15 protein-coding genes are annotated in these 15,367 nt (G+C 69.4%); 9 read left to right on the top strand and 6 right to left on the bottom strand.

Annotated features, from left to right (window positions below; genetic code table 11):
- Positions 1 to 3 precede the first annotated feature (3 nt).
- Complete coding sequence (locus C8E96_RS24740) at positions 4 to 1,107, bottom strand: polyprenyl synthetase family protein (RefSeq protein WP_166658104.1); 1,104 nt, start codon at positions 1,105 to 1,107, stop codon at positions 4 to 6.
- Positions 1,108 to 1,255: 148 nt separating this feature from the next.
- On the opposite strand from C8E96_RS24740, the gene C8E96_RS24735 reads away from it, so the two are divergent.
- From C8E96_RS24735 to vanX, 3 genes are read left to right on the top strand one after another with little or no spacing between them, the layout of a single operon-like run.
- Positions 1,256 to 2,290: a D-isomer specific 2-hydroxyacid dehydrogenase family protein gene (locus C8E96_RS24735; RefSeq protein WP_091368742.1), complete on the top strand. Its 1,035-nt coding sequence runs from the start codon at positions 1,256 to 1,258 to the stop codon at positions 2,288 to 2,290.
- Positions 2,283 to 3,323, top strand: coding sequence for a D-alanine--(R)-lactate ligase (vanA, locus tag C8E96_RS24730; protein ID WP_091368739.1), 1,041 nt, complete (start codon positions 2,283 to 2,285; stop codon positions 3,321 to 3,323). Before C8E96_RS24735 ends, vanA begins: the two co-directional genes overlap by 8 nt.
- Positions 3,320 to 3,928 (top strand): D-Ala-D-Ala dipeptidase VanX, encoded by a 609-nt coding sequence (gene vanX, locus C8E96_RS24725; protein ID WP_091368735.1) that lies wholly within the window; start codon positions 3,320 to 3,322, stop codon positions 3,926 to 3,928. The genes vanA and vanX overlap by 4 nt, the downstream gene beginning before the upstream one ends.
- 50 nt (positions 3,929 to 3,978) lie before the next feature.
- Here the strand turns inward: vanX and C8E96_RS24720 are convergent, their stop codons facing one another.
- Together C8E96_RS24720 and C8E96_RS24715 are read right to left on the bottom strand one after the other, a co-directional pair.
- Positions 3,979 to 5,085, bottom strand: a complete 1,107-nt coding sequence (locus C8E96_RS24720; RefSeq protein ID WP_091368731.1) for a sensor histidine kinase — start codon at positions 5,083 to 5,085, stop codon at positions 3,979 to 3,981.
- Positions 5,078 to 5,785 (bottom strand): response regulator transcription factor, encoded by a 708-nt coding sequence (locus C8E96_RS24715; protein WP_091368727.1) that lies wholly within the window; start codon positions 5,783 to 5,785, stop codon positions 5,078 to 5,080. Before C8E96_RS24715 ends, C8E96_RS24720 begins: the two co-directional genes overlap by 8 nt.
- 105 nt (positions 5,786 to 5,890) lie before the next feature.
- On the opposite strand from C8E96_RS24715, the gene C8E96_RS24710 reads away from it, so the two are divergent.
- Entirely contained in the window at positions 5,891 to 6,364 is a 474-nt protein-coding gene (locus C8E96_RS24710) for a M15 family metallopeptidase (protein ID WP_228769595.1), read from the top strand.
- A 43-nt stretch (positions 6,365 to 6,407) separates the two neighbouring features.
- Here the strand turns inward: C8E96_RS24710 and C8E96_RS24705 are convergent, their stop codons facing one another.
- Entirely contained in the window at positions 6,408 to 6,833 is a 426-nt protein-coding gene (locus C8E96_RS24705; RefSeq protein ID WP_091368720.1) for a helix-turn-helix domain-containing protein, read from the bottom strand.
- 75 nt (positions 6,834 to 6,908) lie between these two features.
- On the opposite strand from C8E96_RS24705, the gene C8E96_RS24700 reads away from it, so the two are divergent.
- Together C8E96_RS24700 and C8E96_RS24695 are read left to right on the top strand one after the other, a co-directional pair.
- On the top strand, positions 6,909 to 7,724 hold the full coding sequence (locus tag C8E96_RS24700) for a class I SAM-dependent methyltransferase (protein ID WP_091368717.1): 816 nt from the start codon (positions 6,909 to 6,911) through the stop codon (positions 7,722 to 7,724).
- 207 nt (positions 7,725 to 7,931) lie between these two features.
- Entirely contained in the window at positions 7,932 to 9,179 is a 1,248-nt protein-coding gene (locus C8E96_RS24695; RefSeq protein WP_091574783.1) for a hypothetical protein, read from the top strand.
- 66 nt (positions 9,180 to 9,245) lie between these two features.
- Here the strand turns inward: C8E96_RS24695 and C8E96_RS24690 are convergent, their stop codons facing one another.
- Complete coding sequence (locus C8E96_RS24690; protein WP_091368711.1) at positions 9,246 to 10,250, bottom strand: helix-turn-helix transcriptional regulator; 1,005 nt, start codon at positions 10,248 to 10,250, stop codon at positions 9,246 to 9,248.
- A 165-nt stretch (positions 10,251 to 10,415) separates the two neighbouring features.
- On the opposite strand from C8E96_RS24690, the gene C8E96_RS24685 reads away from it, so the two are divergent.
- Positions 10,416 to 10,697, top strand: coding sequence for a GlsB/YeaQ/YmgE family stress response membrane protein (locus tag C8E96_RS24685; protein WP_091368708.1), 282 nt, complete (start codon positions 10,416 to 10,418; stop codon positions 10,695 to 10,697).
- Positions 10,698 to 10,761: 64 nt separating this feature from the next.
- Here the strand turns inward: C8E96_RS24685 and C8E96_RS24680 are convergent, their stop codons facing one another.
- The gene (locus tag C8E96_RS24680; protein WP_091368706.1) at positions 10,762 to 12,300 is read right to left on the bottom strand and encodes an LVIVD repeat-containing protein; all 1,539 of its coding nucleotides are present in this window, start codon (positions 12,298 to 12,300) and stop codon (positions 10,762 to 10,764) included.
- 224 nt (positions 12,301 to 12,524) lie between these two features.
- Between C8E96_RS24680 and C8E96_RS24675 the strand changes: the two genes are divergently transcribed.
- Both C8E96_RS24675 and C8E96_RS24670 read left to right on the top strand, forming a co-directional pair.
- On the top strand, positions 12,525 to 13,667 hold the full coding sequence (locus C8E96_RS24675; RefSeq protein WP_091368704.1) for an alkaline phosphatase family protein: 1,143 nt from the start codon (positions 12,525 to 12,527) through the stop codon (positions 13,665 to 13,667).
- Positions 13,668 to 13,835: 168 nt separating this feature from the next.
- Positions 13,836 to 15,362, top strand: coding sequence for a Re/Si-specific NAD(P)(+) transhydrogenase subunit alpha (locus C8E96_RS24670; protein WP_091368701.1), 1,527 nt, complete (start codon positions 13,836 to 13,838; stop codon positions 15,360 to 15,362).
- Positions 15,363 to 15,367: the final 5 nt, after the last annotated feature.

The following is a 15,367-nucleotide window of genomic DNA, read 5'->3' as shown; positions in this document are numbered from 1 at the left end:
TCCTCAGGATGCGGTGCTCAGGTGGCGATGGCGCAGGCGAGTTCGCGCAGTGCAGCCACCGCGCCGGGCCGCAACAGGTCCGTGTCGAGTGCGGCGAGCGCCTGGACGCGCAGAGTGTCGATGAGGCGCTCCGCCCGCGCCCGCGCGCCGGTGTCGGTCAGCACCTGCCGAACCTCGTCGGCGCCTGCCTCGTCGAGGTCCGGGTTCCCCAGGTGCGCGCGCAGAATCCCGGCCTGGGCCGGGGGTGGCGCGGTCATGGGCGGTCGCGACGAGGACGGTGTTCTTGCCGCTCCGGAGATCGTCCAGCGCGCCCTTCCCGGTCTGCCGGGGATCGCCGAACACGCCGAGGAGGTCATCCCGTAACTGGAACGCGTCCCCCAGCGGCACGGCGTAATCCGACAGCACGCGCACCTGGTCGCCATCCGCGCCCGCGAGCACGGCGCCGAGTTGGAGCGGGCGTTCGAAGGTGTACTTCGTCGTCTTCAGCCGGACGATCCGCCAAGCGGTCTCATGCCCGTCCACCTCCTGGCCCGCCGACGACAGGTCGAGGTACTGGCCGACCAGGGTCTCGCTCCTCAGGGAGTTGAGGATCGGCCACACGCGATCGCGCTGTTCCGGCGCGAGGTCCGGGCTGTGCAGGATCTCGAACGACCACCCCAGCGCCAGGTCGCCAAGCAGGATCGCCGCGTCGGTGCCGAACGCGTCGGCGTCGGGCCGGTGCCCGTGCCGGGCGGCGAACGCGCGGTGCGCCGTAGGTCTCCCCCGGCGCAACTCCGAGCGGTCCATCACATCGTCGTGGACCAAGGCGAACGCGTGGAACAACTCCAGCGAGGCGGCGACCCGCCACAACGCTGGTGGTGGTGGGTCGTCGCGGACCGCACGCCAGCCGCACACACACAGGTGCGGGCGGATGCGTTTGCCCCCCGCGGCGAAGAGATCCCGCAGCCGCTCGGTGAAGATCCCCAACTCCGCCAACTCAGGCGCCAGCCGTTCCTGCCCAGCGAAGAAGTCGGTGAGCAGAGCCTCCACTGTCGAACGGAGCTGGGCAGGATCGAGCCACTCCTCTGCCTGCCCACTGTCACGCTCCGCGAAACCCGCGACCGACACGCGTCCCCCTCCCCCACGCCCGCACCAGGACGGCAGGCTCCCTAGATCATCCTGCCGCACCGTCATCCCATTACCGACCGGTAGCTTGTTGCCCGCATATCGAAAACCGCATACGCGCCTGCGACACGCCACTGCCTTGACTGGAGGCATGTCCTCCAGCGAACGAGCAAGCTCAGCGGCCCTGCGCACCCGATCGCCGACGCCCTCCTCGGCTGCCCCGACGACGGGAATCACGATTTACGGCTGCGGCCCGGACGAGGCGGTTCTGTTCCGAGAGCTGGCACCTCGCTGTGGTGTCACGCCGACCATCACCGAGGCGCCCGTATCCGAGGCCAACGTCGACCTGGCGTTCGGGAACCGTTGCGTCAGCGTCGGCCACAAGACGCGCATCGCCAACCCCACTCTGCTCGCGCTCAGGCGGGCCGGGGTGGAGTACATCTCCACGAGAAGCATCGGGTACAACCACCTCGATGTGCCCTACGCCGAAAGCATCGGCGTTGCCGTCGAGAATGTCACCTATTCGCCGGACAGCGTGGCCGATTACACGCTGATGCTGATGCTGATGGTGGTGCGAAACGCCAAATCCATCATTCGCCGCACGGATATCCATGATTACCGGCTGGATGACACGCGAGGGAGAGAACTCCGCGATCTGACCATCGGCGTGGTCGGGACGGGACGCATCGGCGCGGCGGTCATGGACCGGCTCCGGGGGTTCGGCTGCCGGGTGGTGGCCCACGACAACCGTCCCGGAGATTCGGCCGAGTACGTCCCTCTCGATGAACTGCTCCGGCTGAGCGACGTCGTCACGCTCCATACGCCGCTCACCGCGGACACGCGCCATCTCCTCGATCGCCGACGCATCGCGCGGATGAAGCACGGCGCGTTCGTCATCAACACCGGTCGCGGTCCGCTTCTCGACACCGAAGCCCTCCTTTCGGCATTGGAGAGCGGCAGGTTGAGCGGCGCGGCGCTGGACGTCCTCGAGGGCGAGGAAGGGATCTTCTACGCCGACCACCGGGACAAGCCGGTCGACAACAAGCCGCTGTTGCGGCTGCAGGAACTGCCGAATGTGCTCATCAGCCCGCACACGGCCTATTACACCGACCACGCGTTGAGCGACACCGTGGAAAATTCCATCCTCAACTGCCTGAGATTCGAAAGCGGAAACCAGCATGGATAAGTTGAAGGTCGGGATCATATTCGGGGGCTTCTCCGAGGAACATCCCGTCTCCGTCAAGTCCGCGCAAGAGGTCGCGAAGAACCTCGACACCGAGAAGTACGAACCGTTCTGGATCGGGATCACCAAGGGCGGCGCCTGGCTGCTGTGCGACGGCCCGGAGACAGGGTGGGAGGACCGCGGTCGCCGTCCGGCCATGCTGTCACCGGACCGAGACGTCCACGGACTGCTTGTCCTGGATGGTGGTCGACCCGAAGCGGTCAGGCTGGACGCCGTGTTGCCCATCCTGCACGGCAGGTTTGGCGAGGACGGTGCGATGCAGGGTTTGCTGGAGCTCTCCGGCATCCCCTACGCCGGCTGCGATATCCAAAGCTCCGCCCTGTGCATGGACAAGTCCTTGACCTACCTGGTCGCCAGGAGCGCGGGAATCGCGACGCCGAATTTCTGGACGGTCCCGGCGGACGGACAGCTTGATCCCGGCCAGTTCGCCTATCCCGTCTTCGTCAAGCCCGCCCGTTCCGGGTCGTCGTTCGGTGTCACCAAGGTGTCCGGCAAAGAGGACCTGCCTGCTGCGGTGGAGAGCGCGAGGCAGTACGACTCGAAGGTGTTGATCGAGGAGACTGTCGTCGGCAGCGAGGTCGGGTGCGCGATCCTGGGTGACGGGTCGGACCTGATCGCGGGCGAGGTGGACCAGATCACGCTCTCCCATGGCATTTTCCGAATCCACCAGGAAAGCGCGCCGGAGAGTGGTTCCGAGAACTCGACGATAACCGTGCCCGCCGATATCCCGGCAGCGACGCGCTCGCTCGTCCAGGAGACCGCGAAGGCCGTGTATCGCGCTCTGGGCTGTCGGGGCCTCGCGCGCGTGGACCTGTTCCTGAAGGAGGACGGGACAGTCGTGCTCAACGAGGTCAACACGCTGCCCGGCCTGACCTCGTACAGCCGCTACCCGAGGATGATGGCCGCCGCGGGGTTGCCGCTCGCCGCAGTGATCGACCGGATCGTGTCGTTGGCAGTGCGCGGGAAAACCCGATGAAGGACGACTTCGTCTACTTGGACGAGTGTGTGCCCGGGATCCGGTGGGATGCCAAGTACGCCACGTGGGACAACTTCACCGGCAAGCCGGTGGACGGGTACGAGGCGAACCGGGTTGTCGGCACGAGGGACTTGTGCGCGGCCCTGGAGAGTGCCCAGGAGAAGGCCGCCTCCCTTGGCTTCGGCTTGCTCGTCTGGGATGGCTACCGCCCGCAACGCGCCGTGGACTGCTTTCGGCGCTGGTCGACGCAGCCGGAGGACGGCCGGACGAAGTCGCGCCACTATCCGAACCTCGACCGGGCCGAGATGTTCGACAAAGGCTATGTGGCGGCCAAGTCGGGCCACAGTCGCGGCAGCACCGTCGACTTGACGCTCTACCACTTGGGCACCGGTGAACTCGCTCCCATGGGCGGTCACCATGATCTGATGGATTCACTCTCACATCATGGGGCGAGGGGGATCACGCCGGTCGAAACCCAGCACCGCCAACACCTTCGTTCCCTCATGGAGGACTGCGGCTTCAGCTCGTACGAGCGCGAGTGGTGGCATTACACGCTGAAGGGCGAACCGTATCCGGACACCTATTTCGACTTTCCCATCACGTAGTCGACCAGTGACCTGGCGTCCCGCGACATCACCGCGGGGCGCCAGTCCGGTCACCGAGCGGCGGGCAGTTCCACCGTGACGGAAAGCCCACCGCCCTGGCGCGGGGTCAGGGTGAGGGTGCCGTCGTGCGCCTGGACGATGCTCTTGACGATGGCCAGGCCGAGGCCGACGCCGGCGTGGTCGGTGCGGATGCGTTCGGTGCCACGCTGAAACGGCTCGACAAGCGTGGCGACCAGGTGCGCGGAGAGCTTCTTGCCGGTGTTCTCGACGGTGAACGCCACGGTCTTGGGGCGAACGTGGGTCCTCACCCACACGGTGCCCCCTTCGGGCAGGTTGTGGACGATCGCGTTGTGCACGAGGTTCGTGGCCACCTGCAGCAGAAGCGCGTGGGAGCCGGTGGTGGGGGCGATGTCACCGGAGGTCTCGATGGTGAGGCCGTGTTTCTCGGCGAGCGGGAGAAGCGTTTCCGTGGCTTCCTCCGCGATGAGCGACAGGTCGACGTGTTCCCGGGTGAAGGCCCGCTGGTCGGCGCGGCTGAGCAGGAGCAGTGCCTCGGTGAGGTCGATCGCCCGGGTGTTGACCAGGTGCAGGCGGTTGACGAGTTCGCCGGTGTCCTGATTCGGATCGTTGCGGGCCACGTCGAGCAGGGTCTGTGTGATCGCCAGCGGGGTGCGCAGCTCGTGGGAGGCGTTGGCGGCGAATCGCTGCTGTTCGGCGACGTGCGCCTCGAGCCGCGCGAGCATGGTGTCGAAGGTGTCGGCGAGTTCGCGGAACTCGTCGTTGCGGCCGTCCAACTGGATCCGGTGCGACAGCGATCCGTCCCCGGCCAGGCGGGTGGCCTTGGTGATGTGGCTCAGCGGCGCGAGCATGTGGCCCGCGAGAACCCATCCGCCGACGAGGCCGAACACCAGCAGGAACGCCAGCGCCGCGAGTACCTTCGGGGCGAAGGCGCGCTCTAGTGCGTCACGGTCGGGCACGAAGGGCGGACCGGGGAACCCGGGCGGCTCGGACCTCGCGGGGATGTAGATCTCCTCGGGCACGTACCTCAGCAGAAACACCCACACGACCGCGAGCAGCAGAATTCCGGCGATCATCAGGAACCCGGCATAGCTGAGGGTGAGTTTGAGCCGGACACTCAAACCAGGTTCCCTATCCACCGTTCACTCCCCCACGCCCGGCGTCGGGATGGGTATCGGGTTGGGCATCGATGCGGTAGCCGACGCCGGGCACCGTGGCGATCAGCCAGGGTTCGCCGAGCCGCTTGCGCAGGGACGAGACCGTGATGCGCACGGCGTTGGTGAACGGGTCCGCGTTCTCATCCCATGCCCGCTCCAGCAACTCCTCGGCGCTGATCACACCGCCTTCCGCGGCGACGAGAACCTCGAGCACCGCGAACTGCTTCCTGGTCAGTGCGACGTACCGGCCGTCCCGGTAGACCTCGCGGCGGAACGGGTCCAGCCGCAGGCCCGCGATCTCCCGCACGGGCGGCCGGTTGTGCGCACGCCTGCGGTCGAGCGCTCGAAGCCGGAGCACGAGCTCACGCAGGTCGAACGGCTTGGTGAGGTAGTCGTCGGCGCCGAGGCCGAACCCCGAGGCCTTGTCGTCGAGCCGGTCGGCGGCGGTGAGCATGAGGATCGGCATGCCGCTGCCGGAGGCGACGATGCTTTCGGCGATCTCGTCGCCGGAGGGCCCGGGAATGTCGCGGTCGAGCACGGCGATGTCGTAGGCGTTGATGCTCAACAGCTCCAGAGCGGTGTCACCGTCACCGGCGATGTCGGCCGCGATCGCCGCCAGGCGCAGCCCATCACGGATGGCCTCCGCCATATAGGGCTCGTCCTCGACGATCAATACGCGCATGGTCTCGATGCTACGAGGCCGCCGATATCGTCGGCCTATCGAAAACCGCATACGGGTCGGCAACGCCACGCTCACTTGACTCGCGGCATGAGTCAAACGGCATCAGTGCGAACGACGACCCTGGGCGCGAGTACGGACGACGGCGCCCTCCCCGCGGGTGTGACCGTGTTCGACGACGAGTATCCCGGCGTCGCCAACCTCGACCCCGAGCTTCTCCACGCCCTGCGCGTGGCGGCGACGGACGCCGCCGCCGACGGCGTCAAGTTCGTCGTCAACAGCGGATGGCGCTCCCCGAGGTACCAGGACCGGCTGCTGCGCGGGGCGATCTCCAAGTACGGGTCCGCGGCCGAGGCCGCGCGGTGGGTCGCCACGCCCGAAACCTCCCCTCATGTCGCCGGGAAGGCGATCGACGTCGGCTTCGACGCCAGGGCGTGGCTGTCGGAACACGGCGCCAGGTACGGGCTGTGCCAGATCTACCGCAACGAGCCCTGGCACTTCGAGCTGCGCCCCGAGGCGGCCCATCGCGGTTGCCCGCCCCTGTATCCCGACCCCTCGCACGATCCGCGGATGCGGCGGTGACCACGCCGGGCATGGATCCGTTCTGCCACAACGAGGTCGCGCGTCATTGCGGGATGGGCACCAGTTTCCCCACACCTGGCGGCTGGTTCCAGGTCGCCTCGTCCAGGATGCGGCGGAAGGTTGGGCAGGCCAGATGGCTCGGCGCGGGGCAGGCGGCGGCGTGGCGGAGGGAGTCGCGCAGGGCGGTGAGCCTGGTGATCGTCGCCTCGAGTTCGTCGGCCTTGGCGGTGAGGAGCACCCGGTCGATGCGCGGGGCGCCGTCGGGGGCGAACATGCCCGCGATCTCGTCGAGGGAGAAGCCCGCCGCCCGGCCCACGGCGATCAGGGCGAGCCGGTCGAGCACCCCCTCGTCGTACTGGCGGCGCAGGCCGCGCCTGCCGCTCGCGGCGAGCAGGCCCTTCTCCTCGTAGTAGCGCAGAGTGGACGCGGGAACGCCGGTGCGCCGCACCACCTCACCGATGTCGAGCATGACCTTGACCTTAAGTCGGCTTGAAGTAGGAGGCTAGCGCCGACGGGTTGTGACGATCAAGGAGAGAATGGGCAGATGAAGCTCGAAGACGAACAGCACGCCCGATGGAACGGGACCGCGGGCAACGCCTGGGTCGAGGCGCAGGGCCTGCTGGACGGCATCTTCCGACCGCTGGAGGACCTGCTGGCCAAGGAGGTCGCGGGGCGACGGCGGGTGCTCGACGTCGGCTGCGGGACCGGCGGCACGACGGTCGCCATCGCCCGCGGCGGGGCCGAGTGCGTCGGCGTCGACATCTCCGAGACGATGGTCGCCGCGGCCGAGAAGCGGGCCCGGCAGGCGGGTGTCGACGCCCGGTTCCTCACCGCCGACGCCGGGTCGCACGAGTTCGAGCCGGGGGCCTTCGACGCCGTGGTGTCGCGCTTCGGCGTGATGTTCTTCGCCGATCCGACCGCGGCGTTCACCACCCTGCGGCAGGCCGCGGCCGACGGCGCCGCGCTGCGGATGATCGTGTGGCGCGACATCGCGGACAACCCGTTCATGACCGTCGCCGAGACCGCCGCGGCGCCGCTGCTGCCCGACCTGCCCGCCCGCGACCCGCACGGCCCCGGGCAGTTCGCCTTCGCCGACCCCGGCAAGGTCGAACGGACCCTGTCCGAGGCGGGCTGGCACGACGCGGATTTGCGGGCGCTGAACGTCGAGTGTGCGTTCCCGGAGTCCGAACTCGTCGGCTACTTCACCCGGCTGGGTCCGGTGGGGATCGCGCTGAGCACCGCGGACGCGCCGACGCGCGACGCGGTGACGGCCGCCGTCCGGCCCGCCTTCGCCCCGTTCGTCCATGGCGGCGAGGTCCGGTTCACCGCGGCCTGCTGGCTGGTGACCGCGACCGCCTGATCGGGATCGGCCCAGGTCACGTGCCCGGCGAATCGGCGCTCGCGGGGTGCGTGACAGCCCCGAGAGCTGGTTCCCCGGGCCGTGTCGGGTTCCTGCCATGCCGGTTCGCGCCGGCGCGGATGCTTCCCACCCACCTCCGGGCGAGGCAGCGTGTGCTCATCGCCCTCAGACCGAGGGATTCTCCCAGGACACTCACCAGGAGTTCTGATGACCCATCGCCCCCTCCGCCGGATCTCGGGTGTCGCCATGGCGTCCGTGCTGGTGCTGGGCACGCTCGCCGTGACCCCTGCCCAGGCCGATACCGACACCTCGGTCCCGACGACCGCGACGTCCACCGTCGAGGAGGTCAGCGAGGTCGCGGCACAGCTCGGCGTGCCCCAGGACATCTGGGCGGGGATCACCGAGCGCGACCGCGCCCAGCTGACCGAGATCGCCCCGTTGTTCCCCGACCGCCGCTTGCAGCCGCAGACCGACAAGGACCTCGTCGAGAGCCCCCTGCGCGAGACCCTGATCTCCCGGCTGCGCGCGGCCATCAACCCGGCCGACTACGAGTGCGCGCCCACGGCCCTCAACGACTACATCGACGGCCTCATCGCCGAGTTGAGCTTCTTCCAGATCATCGTCCTCGGGTTGCTCACCCACGGTCTCGACTACCCCACCTACGACGCGCTCTTCCACGGAACCCCCGGCGCCCCGGACTACACCCTGCACCCCGACTACGCCGACCGGCTGTCCCGGGCCTTCCACACGGCCGACCGCTTCTGGGACGTCGACACCTCCGACGTCCAGCTCCTCGCGATGCAGGGCGACATGCTCGCCGACACCGAGCGGGTGCGGAAGATGGTCATCTACTTCGGCGACTCGTCCCCGGCGGGCGCGCCTGCCATCGCCAAGCTCGTCGTGAACACCACGGCAGGCCTTGTCGGCGGCTACGACAACCCCCTGCTGACCCTCAACGCGTACGCGTTCACGGCCGAGGGCGACCCCGACCCAGACGTGCAGGGCTTGCCGGACAAGCTCGTCTTCGGTGACGGCATCCTCGAATCGCTGGAGGCCATCGGCCTCGGCGACGCCGGACCCCAGGCCGTCATGGGTCACGAGTTCGGTCACCACGTGCAGTTCGAGCTCGGTCAGGCCACCGGCGGTTCGCCCGAGCTGACCCGGCGCTCGGAACTGGAAGCCGACTTCCTCGCCACCTACTTCGTCGCGCACAAGCGGGGCCTTGCCCGCAACGACCGCCGCGTCGTCGACTCCATCGTCTCCTTCGGGGCCGTCGGCGACTGCAACTTCACGAGCAATGGCCACCACGGCACGCCGAACCAGCGCCGCAAGGCCGCCGAGGCAGGCGCCGCGCTCGCGGAGACCGGCTCGAACGGCACGATGCTGCCCGCCAAGGCCGCTGTCGCCGAGTTCGCGAAGGTGCTGCCCACCATCCTGCTGCCGGACGCGCCCTGACCGGTGGCACCAAGCGGACCGGCGGTCACCATCATGGTGGCCGCCGGTCTGGCTTCCCCGACGTGCCTACAACCACCCCTGACGCGCGGCCTGCACACCCAGCTGGAACCGGCTCTTCGCGCCCAGTGCCTGCTGGTACTGGGCGATGCGCCGGGCGACGGTGCGCTGGCTGACACCGAGCTCGCGGGCGATCGACTCGTCGGTGAGACCTGCCGACAGCAGCGTCAGCAGCTCGCGGTGCTCCACCGGGGTCATCGACCCGACGGGCTCCTCGGCGGCCACCGGGACCGGGACGGCCACGCGCCAGAACGTCTCGAAGACGCCGATCAGCCCGTCGTAGAGGCTGGAGTGGTGGACGACGACAGCGTTGAGGCGCTCCGAGCCACGTCCGGCGATGGCCAGCACGGCGACGCGTTCGCTGATCTGGAGGTTGAACGGCACGTCGGGGAAGACCCGGGCGCGCTCCCCGGCCTCGATACTCATCCGCACGGCCGCCAAGGCCTCCGGTCGATGCAGCACCTGGGATCCGTAGACGACCCGGTACTCCACGCCCCGGGCGAGCGCCGCGAGGGTGCCCGGGGCGACCTCCGGTTTGGGGGCCTGCGGACCGACGCCGCCGATGGAGAGGGCGACCACCCAGCCCTGGGCGGACTCGTGCAGCTGCCGCTGGACCTGTAGCGCGCCCGACGTGGTGTGCACGAGCTCAAGGTAGGACGGTGCATGGGTGTGCTGCGCCCACACCGCCGAGAGCACCGATGCGCTCTCCCGCGCGAGCTCCGAACTCAGCGCGTACCGGTGGGCAAGGAGGTCCAAGGGCCCACGGGGCGGCACGGCACGCGCCGTCGCGCCGTCCAACTCGACCAAGCCGAGCCCGGCCAACTCCTCGACGGCCAGGGAGGCGTGCTCCCCACGCGTACCCAGCCGTGCGGCAAGGTCGTCGACGTCGACGGCGCCGTCACGCACCAGGGCGAAGTACGCCCGCTCCGCGGTCTCGCTGACGCCGAGGCAGCGCAGCGGATGATCGGCGGTGGGGCCGCCGTCGGGCGCGGCCGCGGTCAGGGGACGATCCATACAGCATTATCCCATTGGTGTGGTGCATCGATACTGTTTCGAAGAACGCCCATGGTCACGGTCCACCGGGCCCTCGCGATAGCGTCGGTCCAGTCCAGTCCCGATTGGTTTGACAAGGTCGATTTCTGGGTACAGAACCGCACGTCGAGTCAACTTGGAGGACCTGTGACCGTCACCGGATTCATCACCGCGATCATCATCGGTCTAGTCATCGGCGTCATCGCCCGGATGATTCTGCCCGGCAGGCAGAGCATCCCGATCTGGCTGACGATCGTCGTCGGCATCGTCGCGGCACTGCTGGGCACGGCCTTGGCCCGGGCGCTCGGCATCCCGACCACCACCTCGGGGGTCGACTGGATGGAACTGCTCGTGCAGGTGCTCGTCGCGATGGCGGGTGTCGCACTGGTCTCGGGGATGTACGGGAGGCGGCGCGGCCTGCGGCACTGACCTAACGCGCACTTAGTGAGCCGGGTGCGGCGGCGATCGTTGCCGCCGCACCCGGCTTGTTTCGTCAGGCCGTGCGGCGGCGCCGATAGAGCAGGCCGCCCGCGATCAGCGTGACCAGTCCGAGCACCGCCGCGATCGCGCCACCGGGGAAGACCGCGTTCACCGGCGTCGGCATGGCCGCGGTGACGACCGGCAGCGGACTCGGGGCCGCTGCGGCGCCGGGCAGGGCGACGGTGAACACGTCCAGGCCGCGGACCAGGTCGGCGGTGTAGACGATGTTGGTCTTCTTGCCGGTGGCCACGCCGTTCCTGGTGCGCTCCGGCACCCAGTACGCGTCCCACACCTCGGACAGGCCCGAGGCGAAGTAGCCGTATTCCTTGATGTCGCGCGGATCCCGCACGTCGAGCAGCCGCAGGCCCGCCTCGTAGAAGCCCGCCGCCACGATGCCGCTGGAGTGGTAGTCGAACCAGTGCGCCGAGCAGAACGCCATGTGCGGGGCGACCACCCCCTCGCCGAGGTCGACCGGGTTGATCTTGTCGAGCTTCTTGATGGCGCTCGGCGTGCCGTCGAGCGTCTCCACGTGCCAGGTCTGGAACGACCCGGCGGTGGCGCAGTCGGTGTTCTCGTAGTCCTCTTCGGTCACGAGGATGACGTTGCCGTTCTCGACACTGGGCGCGCTGCCCGGGGTGAAGCGGTCGGCGTTGGGGCGGTCGGAGTTGTGGTGGATGAAGTCGTTCCACCCGGCGGCCACGCCGTCGGCGCCGGTCGTGGTCACCAGCGCGGGCCGCGCCGGGTCGCGCACGTCGAAGATGGCCGTGCCGCCGCTGCCGGTATGGACGCCGAACCCGGCGTTGTCGAAGTTCCACTTGTGGCCCGCCCCGGAACTGAACACCGGGTTCGGGCCCGCGGCGGGACTGGGGAACCGGTCCACGGCGAGCGCGGGCGCGTCGAGGTCGGTCAAGTCGATGATCGACGCCTGCCCCGTGTCGCCCGCAGTGTAGGCGTAGCGGCAGTCGGTCTCGCGGACGCACGCGACGGTGTGGGTGCTGGTCGGGGCGCTCACGCGGGAGCGGATCCGCGGGTTCGCGGGGTCGGTCACGTCCACCACGACGACTTCGCCGCCACCGGCGTTGACGTGGGAGATGTCGCCTGGGGAGGCTTGGTAGAGGTCGACGCCGAGCAGCAGGAACCGCTCGACGCGGTCGCCGCGCCTGACCTCGCCGTAGTTCACCGCCTCGTTCTCGAACAGCAGGTTCGGCAGGGTGCCGGTCAGCCTGGGCCGCAGCGGGTCGGAGACGTCGAAGACGCTCACCGAGTCCAAAGAGGACACATAGAAGTACGGTGCGCTCTTGGCGAAAACCCCGGAGATCGCCGCTGTTTCGGGGAAGTTCCCGACGTGGCGGATATTCGGCGTCGAGACGAGCGGGACCGAGACGCCCGCGGTGTACTGCTCCCGCTTGGCCTTCGCGGACGCGGGCTTGTCGCCGTGTTCGGGATCATGGGCGAGGGCTGGGGCCGTCGCGGTGAGCGCGAGCCCGGCCGAGAGCGCGACGACGGAGGCGGCGCGGATCAGCACGCGGCCCCGACGGTTTCCGAACGACACGGGTGGTACCTCCAGTTCGAGGGCAACCAGGCCCCGGCACGAAGGTCGGGGTACTCGTACAACGCCGGAACCGGCCACTGGGTGACGCTGCCATGTGGACGATCAAGACCGCTCCGGCGGCTCCACGCCCGCAGCCGGGCGAAACGACGCGCACGCGGGCTCGTACTCGTGAGATGTTCACCAGGCCCTGTTTCCGCCCGCAGCGAGACAGCACAAGGACCGCGATGACAAACCCGCACACCCTCGCCGACGTCCTCCCCTCCGTCGCGTCCTCGTTCGGAGTCGACGGGCCCAACCCCCTGGGCCTCGCGCCCAACCGGGACGTCGTGGTGCTGTTGATCGACGGGCTCGGCGCCGAGTCGCTCGCCCGGCATCGCGACGCCGCGCCCACGCTGGCCGCGCACGTCCGCACCACGCTGGCCGCCGGCTTCCCGGCGACCACCTCGACCAGCCTCACCAGCCTGGCCGTAGGCGCCCCCTGCGCGACGCACGGCATCATCGGCTACAGCTTCGCCATGCCCGGCGCGGACGGCCCCCGGCTGTTCAACTCGCTGCGCTGGCGGCTCGACACCGCGACCGGCGACGACGCGCGCGAGCACTACCCGCCCGAGACGGTGCAGCAGCGGCCCAGCCGCCTGCAGGACCTCGCCGCCCACGGGGTGGCGGTGCACTACGTGGTCCCCGCGTACCAGCGCAACTCCGGTCTCACCAGGGCCGCATTCCGCGCGGCGGGCACGGTGCACCCGGCCGCCTGCCTGGACGAGGTGCGGGCCGGAATCCTCACGGTCGCCGACCATCCCGGCGCGGGCTCCCGCTTCGCCTACGCCTACTTCCCCGACCTGGACACGGCGGGCCACCTGCATGGGCCGGAGTCGCCGCAGTGGCTGGAGGTCCTGCGCGCAGTCGACGCGTGCGTGGCGGACCTGGTGGCCGACCTGCCCGCCACCTGCACGCTGCTCGTCACCGGCGACCACGGGATGATCAGGGCGGACACGGCGGTCGACCTCGACACGCTGACCCGGCTGCACCGCGACGTGCGGCTGATCGGCGGCGAGGCGAGGGTGCGCCATGTCTACCTGGATCGTCCCGACGCGCTGCCCGCCGTGCTGGCCGCCTGGGTCGACGAACTGTCCACGCACGCGCGCGTGGTGAGCCGCGAGCAGGCGTTGGACGAGCGCTGGTTCGGCCGGACTCCGCCCGCGTCCGCCATCGCCGACCGGATCGGCGATGTCATCGCCGTCGCCGAGGGAAACAGCGTCCTGCTGCGCCCGGGCAGCGAGCCGATTGAGTCCTCCCTGCTCGGCCACCACGGCGCCTGGTCCGCCGACGAGCAACTGGTCCCACTCATCGAACTGCGACAGGACTAGCGGCGGGCCTCAGACCAGCCCGATCTCCCCGCGACCCATAACCTACTGACCGGTAGCGACGAATATCACCAGGCCGGATCCCCCTTCGACGAGTCGGTACGCCGTACGCTGCTGCCCTTGCTAACCATGCGCTCGGTGGACGTTGACGACAGTCGAAGGAACTCACGCATGAAGATAGGTGTTCTCAAAGAGGCTCGGCCCGGGGAGACGCGGGTGGCGGCCACACCCGCGACGGTGGCGCAGCTGCGCAAACTCGGATACGAGGTGGTCGTCGAGCCCGGAGCGGGCGTGGCGTCGAGCTTCACCGATGACGCGTACGTCGAGCAGGGCGCGGTGATCGGCACGCCCCTCGCCGCCGACATCGTCTTCGGGGTGAACGCGCCGTCGACCGAGCAGCTCGACGGGCTGGCGCCGGGCGCGACCCTGATCAGCCTGCTCAGCCCCGGTCTCAACCCCGACCTGGTCGAGGACCTGGCCAAGCGGCCGATCACGGCGCTGTCGATGGACGCGGTGCCGCGGATCTCGCGGGCGCAGTCGCTCGACGTGCTGTCCTCGATGGCGAACATCGCGGGTTACCGGGCCGTGGTGGAGGCCGCGCATGTGTTCGGCCGGTTCTTCACCGGCCAGGTGACCGCGGCGGGCAAGGTCCCACCGGCGAAGGTGCTGGTCGCGGGCGCCGGGGTCGCCGGACTGGCCGCGATCGGCGCCGCGGGCTCCCTGGGCGCGATCGTGCGCGCCACCGACCCGCGCCCCGAGGTCGCCGACCAGGTCAAGTCGCTGGGCGGGGAGTACCTCGCGGTCGAGGCGCCCGACGTCGAGGTCTCCGCGACCGGGTACGCCAAGGAGATGTCCGACGACTACAACGCCCGGGCGGCCAAGCTGTACGCCGCGCAGTGCGAGGACGTCGACATCATCATCACCACGGCGCTGATCCCGGGGCGTCCCGCGCCGACGCTGATCACCGCCGAGATGGTGGCCTCGATGAAGTCCGGCAGCGTGATCGTCGACATGGCGGCCGCGAACGGCGGCAACGTCGAGGGTGTCGTGGCCGGGGAGGCCACCGTCACCGACAACGGCGTGACGATCATCGGCTACACCGACCTGGCAGGGCGGCTGCCCGCGCAGGCGTCACAGCTCTACGGCACCAACCTGGTCAACCTGATGAAGCTGATGACACCGGGCAAGGACGGCGAGCTGGTCCTGGACTGGGACGACGTCGTGCAGCGCTCGATGACCGTGGTCAAGTCCGGTGAACTGGCCTGGCCGCCCCCGCCCGTGCAGGTGTCCGCCGCACCCGCGGCCGCCGCGCCCGCGGCCCCGGTGAAGGCGGCGCACGTCAAGCAGCCCGCGCCCGCGAGCCGCCGCTTCGTGGTCGTCGGGATCGCCGCCGCCCTGCTGTTCGTGCTCGCGGCTCTCTCGCCGCAGGCGCTGCAGGGTCACCTGACCGTGTTCGCGCTGGCGATCGTGATCGGCTACTACGTGATCGGGCACGTGCACCACGCGCTGCACACGCCGCTGATGTCGGTGACCAACGCGATCTCCGGGATCATCGTGGTCGGCGCCCTGCTGCAGATCGGGCAGGGTGACACGGCGATCACCGTGCTCTCGGCCGTGGCGATCCTGTTCGCCAGCATCAACGTCTTCGGTGGCTTCGCGGTCACTCGTCGCATGCTCGCCATGTTCTCGCGAAGCTGAGGGGC

The organism is Actinokineospora alba (genome assembly GCF_004362515.1).
GTDB classification, from domain to species: domain Bacteria; phylum Actinomycetota; class Actinomycetes; order Mycobacteriales; family Pseudonocardiaceae; genus Actinokineospora; species Actinokineospora alba.
The sequence above is the reverse complement of the archived record's forward strand: the minus strand, read 5'-3'. Positions and strand labels throughout refer to the sequence as shown.

Bases quoted from the DNA above. Each gene is read 5' to 3' on its own strand.
- C8E96_RS24675 (WP_091368704.1), top strand. From the start codon at position 12,525: ATGACAAACCCGCACACCCTCGCCGACGTCCTCCCCTCCGTCGCGTCC.
- C8E96_RS24695 (WP_091574783.1), top strand. From the start codon at position 7,932: ATGACCCATCGCCCCCTCCGCCGGATCTCGGGTGTCGCCATGGCGTCC.
- C8E96_RS24690 (WP_091368711.1), bottom strand. From the start codon at position 10,250: ATGGATCGTCCCCTGACCGCGGCCGCGCCCGACGGCGGCCCCACCGCC.
- C8E96_RS24735 (WP_091368742.1), top strand. From the start codon at position 1,256: ATGTCCTCCAGCGAACGAGCAAGCTCAGCGGCCCTGCGCACCCGATCG.
- vanX (WP_091368735.1), top strand. From the start codon at position 3,320: ATGAAGGACGACTTCGTCTACTTGGACGAGTGTGTGCCCGGGATCCGG.
- C8E96_RS24700 (WP_091368717.1), top strand. From the start codon at position 6,909: ATGAAGCTCGAAGACGAACAGCACGCCCGATGGAACGGGACCGCGGGC.
- C8E96_RS24670 (WP_091368701.1), top strand. From the start codon at position 13,836: ATGAAGATAGGTGTTCTCAAAGAGGCTCGGCCCGGGGAGACGCGGGTG.
- C8E96_RS24705 (WP_091368720.1), bottom strand. From the start codon at position 6,833: ATGCTCGACATCGGTGAGGTGGTGCGGCGCACCGGCGTTCCCGCGTCC.
- vanA (WP_091368739.1), top strand. From the start codon at position 2,283: ATGGATAAGTTGAAGGTCGGGATCATATTCGGGGGCTTCTCCGAGGAA.
- C8E96_RS24715 (WP_091368727.1), bottom strand. From the start codon at position 5,785: ATGCGCGTATTGATCGTCGAGGACGAGCCCTATATGGCGGAGGCCATC.